This window comes from Phyllobacterium sp. YR531, assembly GCF_000282595.1.
In the GTDB taxonomy this organism is placed as follows: Bacteria; Pseudomonadota; Alphaproteobacteria; order Rhizobiales; family Rhizobiaceae; genus Phyllobacterium.
Genome location: NZ_AKIZ01000022.1, coordinates 169,568 through 186,760, shown reverse-complemented (window position 1 = coordinate 186,760; position 17,193 = coordinate 169,568). Strand labels below are relative to the sequence as shown.

The 17,193-nt window shown below is 49.1% G+C and carries 17 protein-coding genes; 7 read left to right on the top strand and 10 right to left on the bottom strand.

Going from position 1 to position 17,193, the window contains the following annotated elements; all coding sequences use genetic code 11:
- Positions 1 to 65: 65 nt before the first annotated feature.
- Entirely contained in the window at positions 66 to 1,673 is a 1,608-nt protein-coding gene (locus PMI41_RS14515; RefSeq protein WP_008126042.1) for a sulfatase-like hydrolase/transferase, read from the bottom strand.
- Between the two features lie 71 nt (positions 1,674 to 1,744).
- On the opposite strand from PMI41_RS14515, the gene PMI41_RS14510 reads away from it, so the two are divergent.
- Complete coding sequence (locus PMI41_RS14510; protein WP_008126040.1) at positions 1,745 to 2,671, top strand: lysylphosphatidylglycerol synthase transmembrane domain-containing protein; 927 nt, start codon at positions 1,745 to 1,747, stop codon at positions 2,669 to 2,671.
- Here the strand turns inward: PMI41_RS14510 and PMI41_RS14505 are convergent.
- On the bottom strand, positions 2,668 to 3,426 hold the full coding sequence (locus PMI41_RS14505; RefSeq protein ID WP_008126038.1) for a CDP-alcohol phosphatidyltransferase family protein: 759 nt from the start codon (positions 3,424 to 3,426) through the stop codon (positions 2,668 to 2,670). The genes PMI41_RS14510 and PMI41_RS14505 overlap by 4 nt on opposite strands.
- A 222-nt stretch (positions 3,427 to 3,648) precedes the next feature.
- Here PMI41_RS14505 and PMI41_RS14500 point away from each other — a divergent pair, with 222 nt between their 5' ends.
- From PMI41_RS14500 to PMI41_RS14485, 4 genes are read left to right on the top strand one after another with little or no spacing between them, the layout of a single operon-like run.
- Positions 3,649 to 4,566, top strand: a complete 918-nt coding sequence (locus PMI41_RS14500) for a zinc-binding alcohol dehydrogenase (RefSeq protein ID WP_008126036.1) — start codon at positions 3,649 to 3,651, stop codon at positions 4,564 to 4,566.
- Between the two features lie 19 nt (positions 4,567 to 4,585).
- Entirely contained in the window at positions 4,586 to 4,984 is a 399-nt protein-coding gene (locus PMI41_RS14495) for a 6-carboxytetrahydropterin synthase (protein WP_008126035.1), read from the top strand.
- Positions 4,981 to 6,036, top strand: a complete 1,056-nt coding sequence (locus tag PMI41_RS14490; protein ID WP_008126031.1) for a glycosyltransferase family 4 protein — start codon at positions 4,981 to 4,983, stop codon at positions 6,034 to 6,036. The genes PMI41_RS14495 and PMI41_RS14490 overlap by 4 nt, the downstream gene beginning before the upstream one ends.
- On the top strand, positions 6,023 to 6,805 hold the full coding sequence (locus tag PMI41_RS14485) for a class I SAM-dependent methyltransferase (protein WP_008126030.1): 783 nt from the start codon (positions 6,023 to 6,025) through the stop codon (positions 6,803 to 6,805). The genes PMI41_RS14490 and PMI41_RS14485 overlap by 14 nt, the downstream gene beginning before the upstream one ends.
- Here PMI41_RS14485 and PMI41_RS14480 read toward each other — a convergent pair.
- Positions 6,802 to 7,356, bottom strand: a complete 555-nt coding sequence (locus PMI41_RS14480) for a cytochrome b/b6 domain-containing protein (protein WP_348225802.1) — start codon at positions 7,354 to 7,356, stop codon at positions 6,802 to 6,804. The genes PMI41_RS14485 and PMI41_RS14480 overlap by 4 nt on opposite strands.
- Positions 7,357 to 7,397: 41 nt before the next feature.
- Positions 7,398 to 7,859, bottom strand: coding sequence for an Lrp/AsnC family transcriptional regulator (locus PMI41_RS14475; RefSeq protein ID WP_008126027.1), 462 nt, complete (start codon positions 7,857 to 7,859; stop codon positions 7,398 to 7,400).
- Positions 7,860 to 7,981: 122 nt separating this feature from the next.
- On the opposite strand from PMI41_RS14475, the gene hppD reads away from it, so the two are divergent.
- Positions 7,982 to 9,094 carry a 4-hydroxyphenylpyruvate dioxygenase gene (hppD, locus tag PMI41_RS14470; RefSeq protein ID WP_008126025.1) on the top strand — a complete coding sequence of 371 codons (1,113 nt, stop codon included), beginning with the start codon at positions 7,982 to 7,984 and terminating at the stop codon, positions 9,092 to 9,094.
- A gap of 12 nt (positions 9,095 to 9,106) precedes the next feature.
- On the opposite strand, the gene maiA is transcribed toward hppD, so the two are convergent.
- From maiA to hmgA, 3 genes are read right to left on the bottom strand one after another with little or no spacing between them, the layout of a single operon-like run.
- Positions 9,107 to 9,745: a maleylacetoacetate isomerase gene (gene maiA / locus PMI41_RS14465; RefSeq protein WP_008126023.1), complete on the bottom strand. Its 639-nt coding sequence runs from the start codon at positions 9,743 to 9,745 to the stop codon at positions 9,107 to 9,109.
- Positions 9,735 to 10,748 carry a fumarylacetoacetate hydrolase family protein gene (locus PMI41_RS14460; protein ID WP_008126022.1) on the bottom strand — a complete coding sequence of 338 codons (1,014 nt, stop codon included), beginning with the start codon at positions 10,746 to 10,748 and terminating at the stop codon, positions 9,735 to 9,737. The genes maiA and PMI41_RS14460 overlap by 11 nt, the downstream gene beginning before the upstream one ends.
- Positions 10,745 to 12,064: a homogentisate 1,2-dioxygenase gene (gene hmgA / locus PMI41_RS14455; protein WP_008126019.1), complete on the bottom strand. Its 1,320-nt coding sequence runs from the start codon at positions 12,062 to 12,064 to the stop codon at positions 10,745 to 10,747. Before hmgA ends, PMI41_RS14460 begins: the two co-directional genes overlap by 4 nt.
- A gap of 75 nt (positions 12,065 to 12,139) precedes the next feature.
- Between hmgA and PMI41_RS14450 the strand changes: the two genes are divergently transcribed.
- Positions 12,140 to 12,622: a MarR family winged helix-turn-helix transcriptional regulator gene (locus PMI41_RS14450; RefSeq protein WP_008126017.1), complete on the top strand. Its 483-nt coding sequence runs from the start codon at positions 12,140 to 12,142 to the stop codon at positions 12,620 to 12,622.
- Here the strand turns inward: PMI41_RS14450 and PMI41_RS14445 are convergent.
- The 3 genes from PMI41_RS14445 to PMI41_RS14435 form a co-directional block, all read right to left on the bottom strand.
- Positions 12,619 to 13,908 (bottom strand): MFS transporter, encoded by a 1,290-nt coding sequence (locus PMI41_RS14445; protein ID WP_008126016.1) that lies wholly within the window; start codon positions 13,906 to 13,908, stop codon positions 12,619 to 12,621. The genes PMI41_RS14450 and PMI41_RS14445 overlap by 4 nt on opposite strands.
- An 80-nt stretch (positions 13,909 to 13,988) precedes the next feature.
- Positions 13,989 to 15,977: a bifunctional 2',3'-cyclic-nucleotide 2'-phosphodiesterase/3'-nucleotidase gene (locus tag PMI41_RS14440; protein ID WP_008126014.1), complete on the bottom strand. Its 1,989-nt coding sequence runs from the start codon at positions 15,975 to 15,977 to the stop codon at positions 13,989 to 13,991.
- A 103-nt stretch (positions 15,978 to 16,080) separates the two neighbouring features.
- Positions 16,081 to 17,124, bottom strand: a complete 1,044-nt coding sequence (locus PMI41_RS14435; RefSeq protein WP_008126013.1) for a LacI family DNA-binding transcriptional regulator — start codon at positions 17,122 to 17,124, stop codon at positions 16,081 to 16,083.
- Between the last annotated feature and the right edge of the window lie 69 nt (positions 17,125 to 17,193).

The window sequence follows — 17,193 nt, the reverse complement described above, 5'->3', positions numbered from 1 at the left end:
CGTTGCAGTATTGCTGGCAAATATTTGCAGTACATTCTGAGAATCTCAGAAAGAGCTCATCGGCTTTAATTTTTACTGCTGAATTTTCTGAGTAATTCCTGACGAAATCCGTCCATAGGTTCAGCTGTTTGAGTTTCAGGCATCATGCCGCGATTCCATTTTTTAGAATCGAGTCTTTCCAGCAACGCGGAATCATCGGACACAATATGGATGGGAACGGCACGAGAAGCGTTGTTCCCAGTAATTATTGGAGCCGGTTGATGATCTCCCAAGAGTATGAAGACCGTATTGCGTCCATATCTCGCCATATACGACCCTAAAGTTTCCAGCGCGTAGTCTATGGAAGCCGCGTATTGCGCTCGTACCCGCTCGTGATCCTGCCACACAATTTCAGGAGATTCACCAGCGATAGCCTGCGCGTTAAAGATCGTCCCATCGCCGACCTCCAACCAATCAACCAGATGAGGTATAGGAGTCCAAGGTGCGTGGCTGGAAATGAGAGCAATCTCAGCCATGAGAGGCTTATGTGGACCGTTGCGCTCCAAGTTTTGAAATGCTGAAAGCGTGTACTGATCGGGCATGGTGACCCAATTGAACGGCTTGCCTTTATAACCGAGGTTGTTTGCGGCATAGACCGTGTCGTAACCGAAATAATTGCCTTCCGGCCAGTCCATGGTAATAGCAGGCATAACGGCGACACTGCGCCAGCCAGCTTCTTGAAATAATCTGTTCAAGCTTGGTCGTTTGCTCTCGATCAGTTGGGTATAACGCTGTTGGCTGTCCACCCAAACACCTGACAGTAACGTTCCATGGGCTAGCCAACTCAGTCCTCCTGATGTCGGCGATAGAAGCCAACTACTTTTGGATGTTAATCCTGCAACTGAGATTTGCTGCTCCACATTTGCTAATCGTTTGCTGATCAGATTTGAGTAACGCGGATCGCGTACTACGCTCTCACCGTAAGACTCGATGAAAACGACAATTATGTCCTTGCCTTGAAGCGCATCAAAGCGTTGGTCCAGTGGGACATCAGATGCCGTGTCTCTCTCAAGCAAGGCTTCAAAAGCCTGTTTGTCCCTTAAAGACTTTTGAACGATCGCAACCCGATCAACTACCAGCTCGGACGTTCGAGTCTCGATCCAACCGTTACCCGGGTAAGAAAACGCAATGGCCAAACTTATCAGCACTCCCAAAGCTAATGGGATAGCAATTCTTGTGTCTCGAAACGACCCTAAAGACCAATAGACAAGAACTATGAAAAAAACGAAACAAAGAAATATGAGTGAGGCAAGAATCCACGCCTCTACCAGACCTATCGTTGCCGTTAGAACATTCCATCCATCAAATAGCAGTTTCAAGTCAAATAATGGATTAAATTGACGCGAAAAGGCAGCATAAGTCGCAATATCTGCTAGTTTCAACAACAACACGAGCGATAGGATAATTGTAACAGCCAGTCGCGCTGCTTTAAAATATCTGGCTCCGACCCCAGCTAGAAAGAGGACAATAACCAGCAATTCGATCTGCAACTTGATAAAGCTTTTAACTTGCAAATCCGCCATACTGGTTGGCAAATTCAAGATCAACAAGAGCATGACAATGGCAAATGGCATCTGTAACCGGCCCATCGCACCGCAGAAAAATTTAAAGAAGATAAGTGCCTGATGTTTCATGTGTTCAATATCATTTTGTGCCGCCGAATACCGTCTGATTACAACATTTAAACCGAGGGCCAACCAAGCATATGATTTCCGGCAAATGGAGAAATGTTGCTACAGCGGTTTTCGGCATAACCCTCGTTGTACTAGCCTTTGTCCTGTCGGACACTAGGGCAATTATGGCAAGCTTGAGTAGTGCGAAACCCGAACTTGTTCTTGTTGGAATCTTCCTTGTACAAGTTCAGATAGTACTATCCGCCTTGCGCTGGTGTTACACCGCCGCTCGACTTGACCATCCACTGCAACCCACCCAAGCAATTGCCGACTATTATCTTGGATCATTGGTGAACATGACGTTGCCAGGCGGTATGGCTGGCGATGTAATTCGGGCAGCTCGTAGTCGCTCGGCGGACAAAAAATGGAGCACCCCAGTTCTGGCAATCTTGTTAGAACGATTTGCAGGACAGATTGCCCTGCTCCTCGTCGGCGCAATTGGCTTGATTGCATGGCCGTTCTTCAATGGTGGAATGGGCCCATCCGAGGCACTGACTCTATTGTTTGTGGCGCTTGGTATTCTAGTTTTCGCAACGGTTGCGACTTTGCTGGTATGGTTTTCCGGTTCATTTTGGTGGCGTAAATTCATTCGGAAAATTGGGCGCAGCATATTTGCTTGTTATGGTCTTCCTTATGCATGGCTTGTTCAAGGTGCGCTCAGTCTGACCATCGTCGCCAGCTATATCGCTGTTTTTGCTACGGCATCCAATGCCATCGGCGCTCCGCTTCCAGTAATCGGCTTGATAACAGTAATCCCGCTAAGCCTTTTAACTATGGCTCTTCCTATAACTGTTGGCGGCTGGGGAACGCGCGAAGCCGCCGCCGCTATGCTCTGGCCTTTGCTAGGCCTGACCGCAAGCCAAGGTGTTGCGGCCAGTGTGCTATATGGCGTAATTGTTACTTTGGGTGCATTACCCGGCCTCGGCTTGCTTGTGCAGTTTCCTTTCCGTATCCGTTAACGGGGTGTAGGTTGACGGAGCAATGAGACGATGTCGCGACCGAAAGAGTAACTCAGCATAACAAGGCTAAGCCCTGCAATCAGCGATGAAACTGATGCCTCGATTGACGGTATCAGGATTATACCAAGGCATATTACCTGCAACACACATATTACTTGCCGCCTCCACGCAGGCGTCAACTCCCCTTGAAGTCGGGCATCAAAATGTTGTGCCACTATAAACAGATAGCGCATGCTTCCAATCAGTATGACCCACCAATCTGCCTTCCCGGATAAATATACCAAAACCGACAGACACAAGATCAAGGCTGCATCTACCTCCATGTCGTAACGCGCGCCAAAATCAGAATTTGTCGAGGAACGCCGAGCCAGGTAGCCGTCAACACCATCGAGAAGCAAGGCAAGCACCGCCGCCGACACCACTCCCCACGCTATTGTCGTATTGGTAAGCTGTTCGGCCTCGAAAAGAGTTCCGGCGATTAAACAGGTGATACCCGACCTAATTGCCGTAACAGCGTTGGCAGGACCAAAGCGCCGATGAGGATAGTCTCTCAAGTTTGCCAAAACGAACACACCGGACAACAGATACGCTGTTATGGAAAATAGCGGGAAGCACCAACTGAGGTTGCTTGTATACATCAAGCAAATGGAAGCCCCACACACCAAGCCGCTGATAATGGTCAAAGTGATAAGCGAACTCTGAATGAGTGGCGATAATTCACGAGTATTGATGCTGTTTGCCGTCTCTACCGTCATTTTTCACTCCGCAACCAGCATTAGCTGACTACTATAAATGTGCAACATCTCACTAAGCTTGCAATCTCAATAAAAAGTGACGTGGTCACCTAACACCTTCTTTCATCTGGCATTCTATAAGACTAACGTGAGTAACGCAGAAAGAGTGGTTGTGCAGTGACGCAGGAATTTTCAGACAGATCAGCCCGTGCTTTATGGATTGACCAGCGGGGAGTTTGCTCCTTGCGAACCGCAAAAATGCCACCCTTCAACAGTGGTAAAATACTGATAAGAGCGCAGTATGGATCAATAAGCCGTGGTACAGAATCACTTGTGTTCAATGGCAATGTCCCTCAAAGTGAATTTGAAACCATGGCCTGCCCTCATCAGGAAGGCACCTTCGCCTTCCCTATTAAGTACGGCTATTCTGTCGTTGGTAATGTTCAGGCAGGGCCGCAAGAGCTTCTTGGTTGCACGGCCTTTTGTCTTCATCCCCACCAGACGCATTTTGTCGTCGAAGCGACTGACCTGTATGTCATTCCCTCTGCTGTTCCCCCTGAACGTGCTGTATTGGCAGCAAATATGGAAACCGCCCTCAACATCATCTGGGATGCCAGCATACTTCCCGGTGATCGAGTTGTGGTATTTGGTGGCGGAATTGTCGGATTGCTCACTGCCTATCTTGCAACGGGTATTATCGGTACTGAAACCACTCTTATCGACATCAATACCGACCGAAAGAACGTCGCTGGACATCTTGGAGTCGCATTTGGATCGGTGAACGATACACCACGCAATTGCGACGTGGTGATCAATGCATCGGCCTCTGCCGTAGCTCTTAATCAAGCGTTCGAATGTGCTGGCTACGAGGGACGTATTGTAGAAGCAAGCTGGTACGGCGATAAAAAAGTAGAAATCTCGCTTGGGGGACGCTTCCACTCAAAACGACTCTCTATTGCAAGTTCCCAAGTCGGCAAAATAGCCGCGGGGCGGAGCGCACGCTGGACATCAACAAGACGTCTTCGTACAGCAATCTCTCTGTTGACGGACAGCAGACTTGACGCGTTGTTTTCCGGGGAAACACCTTTTGATGAGCTTGATCAACAGTACGGTGAAATTCTCGGATCACCGTCCACACTCTGTCACCGAATTGTCTACTGAACCTTTCGGAGGAACATTCATGTTTGCCATTGAAGTTCGTGATCACGTTATGATTGCTCACAGCCTGCAACGCCCGGTGTTCGGACCAGCGCAGGCAATGCACGGCGCAACATTTGTTGTCGATGCAGCCTTCTTTACAAAGGAGTTGGACGAGGATGGTTTGGCCGTCGACATAGGGTTGGCAACGACTGTCTTGTCAAAGGTTTTGCAGCCACTCAACTACCAGAACCTAGACGTAATGAAAGAGTTCGCTGGCAAGATTACCACGACTGAAGTGCTTGCCAAGTACATATTCGACCAGCTTGCAGCCGCCGTGCTATCGGGTGATTTTGGTAAAGGAAGTCAGCGTATTTGCAAGATCAGGGTACTACTGAATGAATCGCACATTGCCCGCGGGTGGTATGAGGCAGATCTGTGAAACATTCGGTATATTTTGCCTACCCAGGTGATCTAGAAGCTAAAACCGGAGGCTACGGCTATGATCGGAAAGTCATCTCGGAATTACGCAATCTAGGATGGCATGTAGACTTGGTTCCGCTTGGTGCCGGGTACCCCTTTCCAGACCATGATACTATTCTGCGAACGGAAGAGATGTTAGGCGCTTTACCGGAAAAGTCGCTCGTACTGATAGATGGTTTGGCTTATGGAGCTCTCGGAGATATTGCAAAACGCCTAGCGCAGAGAATTACTTTCATAGCACTCGTCCATCACCCGCTTGCATCCGAAGGCAATATTACGGAACAGGAGCAAAGTACGCTGTTGGCTTCTGAACGCCTTGCGTTGAAACACGCGAGTACCGTGTTCGTTACGTCTTCATCTACCTGTCAACAGCTCATAGAAAATTATGATGTTCCAGGCGCCAAGATCGTCGTGGCAAAACCTGGTACCGAACAAAATGTTCAAGCTGAGCGAACCTCACAAGTCCCGATTATTTTAAGTGTTGGCTCTATCATACCCCGTAAGGGTTACGACGTGCTCGTTGCAGCATTGAACAAAATCAAACATCTGGCTTGGGAATGCAGGATTGTAGGCAGCCGCACCATGGATGCCCATTGTGACGCTACGCTACAACAACAAATCATAGAGAACCAACTTAGCGATCGTGTTGTGTTGGTGGGACAGATAGACGATGTTCGCAGTGAATTCACCCGATCTGATATTTTCGCACTTGCGAGCCGATATGAGGGATATGGAATGGTCTTCGCCGAGGCATTATCACTTGGTCTGCCAATTGTTGCCTGCGATGCAGGGGCGGTATCAGAGGTTGTTCCCGCCGATGCTGGCATACTTGTCGCCCCAGATGATTCAGATGCTTTTGCCAACGCTTTGAAACGCATTGTTACCGACCGCGAATTGGCAAACGGAATGGCAGAGGCTTCATTCCGTCAAAGTAAATTACTACCATCGTGGACAGACACTGGAAAACTATTCTCGGAGGTGTTGGAAAAGGCAGCGAATGAGCGGATTTGATATCCATTGGCTTGATCTGCGTGAGCCGGTAGATGGACGCGCACGCGATTGGACCTTACTGGAAAAGGCTGCTCAATTTGTTCGAAAAGCAAAGCGGCAGACTATCGTGGACTTAGGAAGTGGTACCGGATCGACATACAGAGCTATCGCACCGCTAATTCCTGACGCAAATTGGCGGTTGGTTGACCTCGATGAACGTCTGCTTGAACAGGCCGCTCGGCGTCATCAGCAAAAAAACAACATTATTTACCAAAACGCCGACCTTAATGATTTGGCATTTCTGGGCCTAAGAGAAGCTGATCTTGTTAGCGCGTCGGCGCTTTTCGATCTTTGTTCGAATGCATTTATCGAAAGGCTTGCAGATGAACTCTCCAGACATAGAATTGGTCTATATGCTGCTTTAAATTACAATGGGAAGATCATGTTCGATGTCCCCCACCCTGATGATGCTGCCGTGGTTAAATTGTTCAACGACCACCAGCGTTCCGATAAGGGACTTGGGCCAGCTCTCGGTCCTGAATCTTCCCGTGCTTTAACTGCATTATTCACAAAAATTGGTTACCATGTTGAAGTTGCCCAAAGTGACTGGAGAATTGACGAAGATGCCGTCGAACTTCATCAAATATTCGTTGATGGATTAGCTTCTGCAGTTGCTGAAACTGTCATGTTGGCACGAGAAACAATCGTAAATTGGTTGGAGTTTCGTATCGGGAAAGCTGGTACTGGCTGCGTCGTCGGCCACTGCGATATTCTCGCTTTACCTGTTTAAAGCATCCTTTGAAAAACATCGTCTCTGCGAATTATTCGATGGAACAGTGCTCCTGCAATATGTAACCCAACCAAGGTTAGAATTAGCCATGCAGTGCCTGAGTGAACAATGCTAAAGATTGGGGCAATCGTAGGTTCGCGCCCAATCGGACTCCAAACTGGAACTACGCCAAACCATCGGAGAGGAAAACCGTGCGCATTTGTGGCCAGGAAACCGCTGACTGGCATGACGATCAACGCGACGTATAACAACCAGTGAACTATCCTTGATATAATACCGGTCCAGTCATCGTGATGTGCTGGCCGACCTTGGCTCAACCGCATTCCCAACCGGAGCAGCATGAGCCACAGCACCAGAAATCCGAATGATTCATGCAAGAGATAAAAGTCGAGTTTTACGTCGTCCTTGAAGTATTTGAGCAGCATGCCGAGAGGCCACACCGCGAAAACAAGCATCGCAATAATCCAGTGCAGTACCCGAAATGACGGACTAAAGCCTTTTGATTTGGTCAGTTGATTTCCCGCCTTCAGTATATGGTTTGATGCAAACAATGATGCCGTAAACAGTAGACAACTGCAATCAATCCATCTCCTTATATAGGCAAACGCCCATCCTCTTTGAGGGTCTCAAGAACAATGGCCGTCTTGACGTTCTGAACCGATTCATGAGGCAATAATACCTCGTTCACGAAAGCCGAAAGTGCTCGTAAATCCGGTGTGACAACTTTAATGAAGTAATCCATTTCCCCGGTTAAAGCGTGAGCTTCCATCACTTGTGGAAGCTTGGAAATCAGTTGGGAAAACCGCTGGGCATTATCACGATTATGCGTGGCGAGCGTAACGGAAATGATGTTGACGATACCTAAACCAAGTTTTTCGCGGTCAATTTCAGCACGATAACCACGAATAAAACCTTCTTCTTCAAGCCTTGTGCGACGGCGTGAACATTGCGAGGGCGATAGGCTGATCTTCTCTGACAACTCGTTATTTGTGAGTCGCCCATCTTGCTGAAGACAAAAGAGTATTTTGCGGTCTGAAGCGTCAATATGGTCCAACTACGCACCTTTATATTATTTCATGCACATATCGTGCGTATCATAGCGTTATTGAGCGTACAAATGCAAACACATTGCAGGCAATTTGCGTCATAATCCTCGCAACCGATGGAGGAATAAATATGGGTCCGTTTCCGCACGACGCGCCAAAAGCAACAATCAGCAAAGACAATCCGGCCGGTACGGATGGATTTGAGTTTGTCGAGTTTTCTCATCCAGAACCACAGAAGCTCGAAGAGCTTTTTACGCGAATGGGTTACACGCCTGTCGCTCGCCATAAGACCAAACAGATTACGCTGTGGCGTCAGGGCGACATCAATTATCTGCTGAATGCTGAACCAGGCTCGCATGCCATGAAATTCGTTGGAGAGCATGGCCCTTGTGCGCCCTCAATGGCATGGCGCGTCGTCGACGCCAAGCACGCGTTCGATCATGCTGTCGCCAAGGGTGCTACACCCTATGAAGGAAACGACAAGACTCTGGACGTGCCAGCCATAGTTGGTATTGGCGGATCAATGCTCTATTTCGTGGATACTTATGGCGATAAAGGATCGGCTTATAGCGCGGAGTTTGATTGGCTCGGTGAGCAAGACCCCAAGCCGGAAGGCGTTGGCTTCTATTATCTCGACCACCTTACCCATAATGTGTATCGCGGGAACATGGATAAATGGTGGGCATTCTATCGCGAGCTCTTCGGCTTCAAACAGATTCATTTCTTCGACATAGCCGGAAAGTTCACTGGCCTTGTTTCACGGGCAATTACCTCGCCTTGCGGCAAAATCCGCATCCCCTTGAATGAATCGACTGATGACAAGAGCCAGATCGAGGAATATTTGCGCAAGTATAAGGGCGAAGGAATTCAACATATCGCTGTCGGTACAGAAGCAATTTACGACGCTACGGACAGGCTGGATCAAAATGGCTTGAAGTTCATGCCGGGCCCGCCGGAAACGTACTACGAAAAGTCTCAGGAACGGGTCAACGGACACGATGAGCCACTTGATCGCATGAGAAAGCATGGCATTCTCATCGACGGTGAAGGCGTTGTTGACGGCGGCATGACCAAAATTCTGCTGCAGATATTCTCTAAAACTGTCATCGGCCCAATCTTTTTCGAATTCATCCAACGCAAGGGCGACGAAGGGTTTGGCGAAGGTAACTTCCGTGCACTCTTTGAATCAATTGAAGAAGATCAGATTCGGCGTGGTGTGATAAAAATGGATGCAGCGGAGTAAGCTCCGCTGCTGTTATTTAACTTGATCGGGGTGGGCCGCTACAAAAGCCGGTAGTTCGTTGCAACGTTCGGTAATCTCATTGACCCGGGGAAGATTGCCAAGCTCCACTCCCCATCGTTTTGCATTGTAAATCTGAGGTACAAGACAAAAGTCGGCCATGCCGGGCGTGTCGCCATGACAGAATGCGCCAGTTTCAGAATGATCCAACATCAGTTCAACGGACATAAGCCCCTCAGAGATAAACTTCCGCATCCAGTCCCCACGTGCAACGTCTCCGTCGCCGGTTAGTGACACAACATGAGCTGCAACATTCATGTTGCAGATTGGATGAATTTCCATCGCTATGGCATAGGACAAAGCACGAACCCGCTGCCTCCCCAGTGGACTTTCGGGAAGAAAGCCTGCGTCTGGATGGGTCTCGTTCAAATACTCGATAATTGCCAATGACTGGGTCAATATTTTATCACCTAGCACTAACGTAGGCACAAGACCTTGCGGATTTCGCGCAATGTTCTCACGCCCTTTGTGTTCAGCCTTGAGCAAATCAACTGGAACGCGTTCATAGATTATATCAAGGCTATTGAGTGCTATGCGAACTCGATAACTAGCCGACGATCGCCAATAGTCGTACAGCTTCACATCAGCGTTCATATTTTTCGACCTGTTGTTCAATAGCGCCAAAAACTGAGCGCCCATCGCTATCACGCATTTCGATACGAACGACATCGCCAAACCGCATGAATGGAGTTTGCGCAACCCCATTACTGATAGTCTCGATCATGCGAATTTCTGCGATACATGAATAACCAGCGCCGCCTTCATTGACTGGTTTTCCCGGGCCACCACCAAGTTTGTTTGATACCGTTCCAGATCCAATAATTGCACCCGCAGACAATGGCCTTGTCTTGGCGGCGTGAGCAATCAGTGTTGGAAAATCAAAAGTCATGTCCATTCCCGCATTTGCGCGGCCAAAGGGTATGCCATTGAGATCAACCTGGAGTGGCAAATGTAGTTTACCACCATCCCAAGCCTCGCCCAACTCATCTGGTGTAACGGCTACGGGCGAAAACGCAGAGGAAGGCTTCGATTGGAAAAAGCCAAAACCTTTCCCTAGTTCCGCCGGTATTAGCCCGCGTAAACTGACATCATTGACTAGCATGATAAGACGGATAGCGGCCCGGGCTTCATCGATGGTCGCTCCCATGGCAACATCGTCGACGATGACGGCGACCTCCCCTTCCATGTCTATCCCATAAGCTTCGTCGACCATCCGGATAGGGTCACGTGGGCTAAGGAAACTATCCGACCCGCCTTGATACATAAGTGGGTCTGTCCAAAAGCTTTCCGGCATTTCAGCATTGCGTGCTTTTCGGACGAGTTCTACATGATTGACGTATGCTGAGCCATCGGCCCATTGATAGGAACGCGGTAACGGGGACAAAGCTTCATGTTCGTGAAAGCGTGCGGTTGGCACAGCTGCATGATCCAAGCTGGTGGCTAGAGATTGTAGATGAGGCGCGATCCTTGCCCAGTTATCCAAAGCCGACTGCAGTGTCGGGGCAAGAAACGAGGCATCTGTGTAGTGGGTCAAATCCCTGGAAACGATGACCAGTTTGCCGTCACGGGTACCATTCTTTATAGATGCAAGTTTCATTCCGACCAGTCCCCTTCAGGTGTACCGTTGAATCGCTTCTTCAAGCCCGACCAGCAATCCGCATAATTTTGCTGCAGCGTATCCAGTTCTGCAGCAAAGCGCGTGAGATGCTGTGGAAATCGCGTTTCAAACATGAAGGCCATCGTATTTTCCAATCGCTGCGGCTTCAGTTCAACAGTCGACGCCTTGTTGAAACCCATAGTATCAGGACCATGCGCCAGCATCATGTTGTGCAAGCTCATGCCTCCCGGCGTGAATCCTTCTTCCTTCGCATCATACTGCCCGTAAATCAGGCCCATGAATTCCGACATAATATTCCGATGATACCAAGGCGGGCGAAAACTATGTTCCGCTACAAGCCATCGCGGGGGAAATATAACGAAATCAACATTTGCCGTTCCTTCTTCACCGGATGGCGCTGTAAGGACCGTGAAAATTGAAGGGTCTGGATGATCGAAGAGTATCGCCCCCACAGGTGAGAACGTGCGTAGATCATACTTATATGGTGCGTAATTTCCATGCCATGCAACCACATCCAACGGCGAATGACCAAGCCGCGTCTCGTAAAATTTGCCGCACCACTTTACATGCAAACAGCATGGGCTTTCTTTTTCTTCGAAAGCAGCAACTGGTGTTTTAAAATCACGAGGATTGGCGAGGCAATTGGCCCCAATAGGGCCCCGGTCCGGCAAAGAGAATTTCGCACCATAATTTTCGCAAATATAACCTCGTGCCTGACCATCCAGCGCCGCAACCTTGAACATCATGCCACGCGGTATAATGCAAATTTCAGATGGCTCTATTTCAATGATACCCATCTCCGTAAAAATGCGAAGGTCGCCCTGGTCCGGCACCAAGAGCATTTCTCCATCCGCATTGAAGAAATAGTCATCATCCATATCTTGATTGAACGCATAAACGTGAGCCGCCATGCCAGCCTGTCCATGGACATCGCCCGCAGTTGTCATGGTGCGAATGCTGTCGATGAAGTTTACAGCATCACTAGGTATTGGCGTAGGATTCCAGCGAAGTTGACCAATTGGCAGTTCGTGATCATCCAGTTTGGGTGCTGTCTTCCAGTGTTCCCGCGTTACAGGTGTAAAGCGACCACTATGTTTGACAGAAGGCCGAATGCGGTAGAGCCACGAACGCTCATTTATGCCCCTCGGGGCGGTAAACGGCGAACCAGACAATTGCTCTGCGTAAAGACCGTAGGCGCAGCGTTGAGGTGAGTTTTGCCCTTGGGGCAAGGCACCTGGAAGCGACTCTGTTTCGAAATCATTACCAAATCCCGGCATGTAGCTAAGGGCGGTCATATCGATCCTCCATCAATTTAGTTGCATTTGTGACGATCTTTTTTGTAACTATCAAGAACAGAGAGGATACCGATTATGACAAGTAGGACACTGGAACAGGCAGCGCTTATCCTGGAGAATTTCACTCCTTACAGATTAAACAAGGCAGCGGAGTCTATTAGTCGGCGCTTCTCCAGCCAGTACCGGGAACAATACGGATTAACCCGCCCCGAGTGGCGTACATTGGCAACTCTAGGTCAGTTTGGTGCACAGACTGCCACCGCCATCGGTCACCATTCTTCAATGCATAAAACCAAAGTCAGCCGCGCAGTTTTTGCTTTGGAACAACGCCGCTGGCTGAAACGTCGACGCGATGATGCTGACCGTCGAACAGAACATCTGGAACTTACGTCGGCCGGCCTTAAGGCATACGAACATTTGGCGAAACTTGCTCATGACTTTGAGACGGATTTGTTTGGCAAGCTCGGTGAACGTGGAACACGAGATTTGAAGGCCGGACTAGCTGCGTTAGAAGCATATTACCGACTCTTCGCCACCCCTTCGATCAATGATGACTAGATTCCAGTTAAATCTATTCCACGCGTTTCACGTGAGAGAAGGACACATAAAATACCCGGAACCACCATCACCGCCGCGTAGATTATTACGGCGTGTGGAGAGCCCGTCGCGTTGAGTAAAAGCGTTGCAATTAGTGGCGCTAAAGAGCCTCCTACAACGGACGCGACCTGATAACTGATTGACATGGCTGAATAGCGAACATGCGTTGGAAAAAGTTCTGTAAAAAATGGTGCCATGCTTCCAACAATGATGCCATGAAATGTCAATGTTAGCAGAGTTGCTCGGAGTCCAGTCTGTGGATCAGCACCGTGTGGAAGACTGAATAGATAGGCACCGGCAGCCAATCCTCCCAAAAGCCCGATCAGCATCAAGGGTTTGCGCCCAAACAGATCAGATGCGTAGGCAGCTGCCATAATGACCACTACTTCAAGGATAGATCCCCAGAACAAGGCACCAACACCAACCGAGCGCGCCAAACCAAGAAATTGAACCGTCAATACAAGAAAGAAGGTGGTAAAGAGATAGAACAAAGTATTCTCTGCCGTTTTAACCAGAAACACTTGTCCCATTGGTTTACTGAAATGCTTGAAGGCTTCAGATAACGGCGCTGCTGGTATCGTTTTACGCTTTTCGGCAAGCTCAATGAAAGCCGGAGATTCTTCCACGCGGCGCCGCATCCAAAAACCGAGGACAACGAGCACAATTGAAAAGAGAAAGGGCAATCGCCAAGCCCAATCAATAAAGGCCTGCTCGCCGAATCGCAGCGTGAGGTAGCTGATCGTGGCTGCTGCCAGCACATTGGCCGCTGGACCGCCAATCATTGGAAAGCTGGTCCAGAACCCGCGTTGTTTGCCTGGCATGGATTCGGCAACAATTAACAGCGCTCCTGTCGCTTCGCCCCCTACTGCAACGCCTTGCAAAATACGCAAGGCAACAAGCAACACAGGTGCAAGAACACCCACTGATGCGTAGGTTGGCAGTAGCCCCATGGCAAAGGTTGCGCCCCCCATCATGGCGAGGCTTACAACCAGCGCATTCTTGCGACCTATGCGGTCGCCAAGAACGCCAAAAATAATACCGCCCAACGGACGAGCAATGAAACCAATGGCAAAAGTGCTCAGTCCAAGGAGAACACCAATCATTGGATCGGCTGTCGGAAAGAATGCTTTGTCGAAGACCAAAACTGCACAGGTGGCAAAGACGAAAAAGTCGTACCATTCAATTATGGTGCCCACTGAACTAGCAAAAAGAAGTCTTGCACTTTTTCCGACGTTGTTCTGGTCCATCGTATCCTCCCGATTGTATAAACCGGAAGGCGTTCTAGTTACTCATTTTGTAACCATCAATGCATGACTGCTGCTCGTATTTAGAGAACCAGCCGGAACTTGGTAAAACCGTCAGTTCCCTCGCCAGCATCTTCAATTGTCACGCTCTTCAGATCAGCAAGAAACTGCTTTGCTTTAGGACCACTTTCAAAAATGGCCGTTGTTCCGCGTAGCGCTTTAAATTTCCAATTGGAATCGGCAGATGGATTGATCGTGCCCTGTTCAATGATATAGCGCACAATAACGTCACGATTTGTATCGGGTGCTACGAAGATTACCTTATCTGCTGCAATTTCCGGGAACTTCCCTCCGCCACCAGCACGATAATTGTTTGTTACAACAACAAACTTTTGCAATGCATCTATCGGCATACCGTTAAACTGAAGATTCTGAATGCGGTTTGAATCGGCATTGATTATCTTGCCGTCATTGTCGAATTTTCGCTCCTGCGACAAGTCTATTTCATAGGTTACTCCGTCAATCACGTCGAAATTATAAGACGGGAAGTCAGTATTCAGCAGAATTGCATCCTTCGACCCCACTGGCACGTGATTGAACATGCCAGCAGACATTTCGAGCCAATTCTTCACCTGTTCGCCAGTAATTGCTACCGCCTGCACCGTATTGGGATAGAGGTAAAGATCGGCCACGTTCTTGATCGCAATATCACCTGCAGGAACATCTGTATAATAGTCAGCACCACCACGCCCCCCAGCTTTAAAAGGAGCTGCTGCCGACAGAACAGGCAAATCCTTGTAGTCCGTTTCCTTAAGCATTTCCTTGATGTACCAAGTCTGTGCCTGGGACACGATCTGAACCGAAGGATCGTCAGCGACCAAAGCAAAATAGGAATAAAGCGGAGCTGACGTTTTACCCACGGGAGTCCGAACATATGTCAGTGTAGCTTCATGCTCAGCGTTTGCCGCTTCGACCACGGCGGACTTGTCGGCAACATCCGCAACAACTTTTTTCGCATCGTCACGATGATAGATCGGACGAGCTTCAGCCGTGAAATCGGCAACTTTCCAACCCTTCCCGTCCCGTTCAAGCAGAAGATCAATCAGTCCGAGGTGCGAGCCCCAAAAGCCCGCCATAACGGCAGGCTTCCCTGACAAGGTACCTTTGACTGGATCAGCACCGGCAATGCCGTCCCAACTTTTCGGTCCTGGGAAAACCAAATGTTGATGGCCTGTAAAAATTGCATCAATGCCTTCTACGCCCGCAAGATAAAGAGACGCATTTTCCATCCGATCCGACAGTGGAGCTCCATCGATTCCCGAATGGGACAAGGCTACAACAATATCAGCGCCTTCTTCTTTCATTGCAGGTACCCAAGCTTTCGCTGCCTCAATGATGTCGCGTGTTTGGGCTTTCCCCTCCAGATTCTTGATATCCCACAACATGATTTGAGGTGGAACAAATCCTATAAACCCGATCTTGACCGGGCTCTCAGCGCCGGATCCATCTTTGATGGTCTTTTCTAAGATCACGTAGGGTTTGAAGAAGAGTTCATCCTGCTTCGGGTCGGCGGCAAGTTTTCCCTTCGTCAGATTTGCGCATACGTAAGGAAAGTTGGAGCCCCCAACGACCTTGAACATGTAATCAAGGCCATAGTTGAATTCATGATTACCCAGTGTTCCTACATCATAGCCAAGCACATTCATGGCTTTGATAACTGGATGAACATCGCCTTCCTTCATACTGCGCTGATAAGCGATGTAGTCGCCCATCGGATTGCCCTGAAGAAAGTCACCATTATCGATGAGCAGCGAATTGGTGGCCTCGGCTCGGATCGCGTCCATGATCGTCGCCGTACGAGCCAAGCCCATCGTATCATTTGGTTTGTCAGCGTAATAATCATAGGGAAAAACGTTTACATGGATATCCGTCGTTTCCATCAGTCGCAAGTGAGCCTGATTGGAGGATGCGCGTGCTGAAAATGGATGTAACAACAAGAGAGCTGATGTTGCTGCCATGCCAGCCAGAAGCGAACGACGCGAGATGGGGTGCAAGTCAAGAATATCAGACATGGAAACCTTCCTTATAAAGCTTTGGTGCCACCTAACTCGGGGAAGACTAGGGAGATTTAATAAGGAATGCATCCGTTAATGATGCAATATAGCTAATGACAGATCAGCCTACTACGGCGACTGTGCTGCGCTCGATCAACTCAACACCAATGTCCACATGGCGTACGCCGATGGAGGGATTGGAGATTTTCTCCTGAAGCATCAGAAACCCGACGCGCCCTAGCTCGAGCCTGTCGACACGTATCGTTGTCAATGGCGGCCTGCTATATAAAGCTATAGCCACGTCATCTATCCCGATAATCGAAAAAGCTTCAGGTATCGCGAAGCCGGCTTCTTTCAATCCATCCACGACCCCGAGCGCGACAAGATCACTGCTGCAAAATAAGGCCGTAACGCCATCGAAACGACCGTCTTCCAATGCGCGCTTCACCGCAAGTGCAGATTGGTACTCAAGCACTCCCTCTTTGCCAAGATCCAGAACATCACGCGATCGGTCAAACCCAAGCCCGGCCTCTTCCAGTGCATCTCTAAACCCGTCCATCCGGCGCACAAGAGACGTTCGATGAGGTAGAGTCACATGCATGATCCTGCGGTGCCCTGCAGCCAAAAGACGGCACGTGGCCAACCAACCTGCGGACCTGTTATCGGGGGTCACGCTACTTATGCGCATAGAACGGTCAGCGCCGTTCACAATGATTGCTGGAAAACCACTTACGACAATCCGTTCTATGATCTCAGGATAGTCGAGTCCAACAAGCAGGAATGCTCCTGACGCTGTTTCCTTCAATATTTTCTCAATGTCCGAATCTGCCTCTGGCATATACCGCCCGATCAGCCTGACATCTACAGAGACCGCTTGTGATGATGCCGCATCCAGAATGCCTTTGATCACGTCAGCATAAAATTGAGAATTCGAATAATACTCACCGGGCGTTATTATCGTCACCCGTTCCACAGCGGCAGAAGACTGCCCCTTAGACGCGCGGGCTTGATAGCCCATCTTGTCGGCAATTCCGATAATGCGACGACGGCTCTCATCACCAACACCGGGGCGATTGTTCAGTACCTTGGAAACTGACGCAACTGAAACGCCCGCTGCTTTCGCAATGTCGTGCAGCGTTACAGTTGCTACTATGTCATCATTCATTTCAAAGTATCCGTACCACACCTTTAGCGGAAACGCGTTTTAACATGGTGGATGTATTATACTCGTTGA

Bases quoted from the DNA above. Each gene is read 5' to 3' on its own strand.
- maiA (WP_008126023.1), bottom strand. From the start codon at position 9,745: ATGAACGCTGATGTGAAGCTGTACGACTATTGGCGATCGTCGGCTAGT.
- PMI41_RS14440 (WP_008126014.1), bottom strand. From the start codon at position 15,977: ATGTCTGATATTCTTGACTTGCACCCCATCTCGCGTCGTTCGCTTCTG.
- PMI41_RS14495 (WP_008126035.1), top strand. From the start codon at position 4,586: ATGTTTGCCATTGAAGTTCGTGATCACGTTATGATTGCTCACAGCCTG.
- PMI41_RS14450 (WP_008126017.1), top strand. From the start codon at position 12,140: ATGACAAGTAGGACACTGGAACAGGCAGCGCTTATCCTGGAGAATTTC.
- PMI41_RS14485 (WP_008126030.1), top strand. From the start codon at position 6,023: ATGAGCGGATTTGATATCCATTGGCTTGATCTGCGTGAGCCGGTAGAT.
- PMI41_RS14435 (WP_008126013.1), bottom strand. From the start codon at position 17,124: ATGAATGATGACATAGTAGCAACTGTAACGCTGCACGACATTGCGAAA.
- PMI41_RS14505 (WP_008126038.1), bottom strand. From the start codon at position 3,426: ATGACGGTAGAGACGGCAAACAGCATCAATACTCGTGAATTATCGCCA.
- PMI41_RS14510 (WP_008126040.1), top strand. From the start codon at position 1,745: ATGATTTCCGGCAAATGGAGAAATGTTGCTACAGCGGTTTTCGGCATA.
- PMI41_RS14515 (WP_008126042.1), bottom strand. From the start codon at position 1,673: ATGAAACATCAGGCACTTATCTTCTTTAAATTTTTCTGCGGTGCGATG.
- hmgA (WP_008126019.1), bottom strand. From the start codon at position 12,064: ATGACCGCCCTTAGCTACATGCCGGGATTTGGTAATGATTTCGAAACA.
- PMI41_RS14445 (WP_008126016.1), bottom strand. From the start codon at position 13,908: ATGGACCAGAACAACGTCGGAAAAAGTGCAAGACTTCTTTTTGCTAGT.
- hppD (WP_008126025.1), top strand. From the start codon at position 7,982: ATGGGTCCGTTTCCGCACGACGCGCCAAAAGCAACAATCAGCAAAGAC.
- PMI41_RS14460 (WP_008126022.1), bottom strand. From the start codon at position 10,748: ATGAAACTTGCATCTATAAAGAATGGTACCCGTGACGGCAAACTGGTC.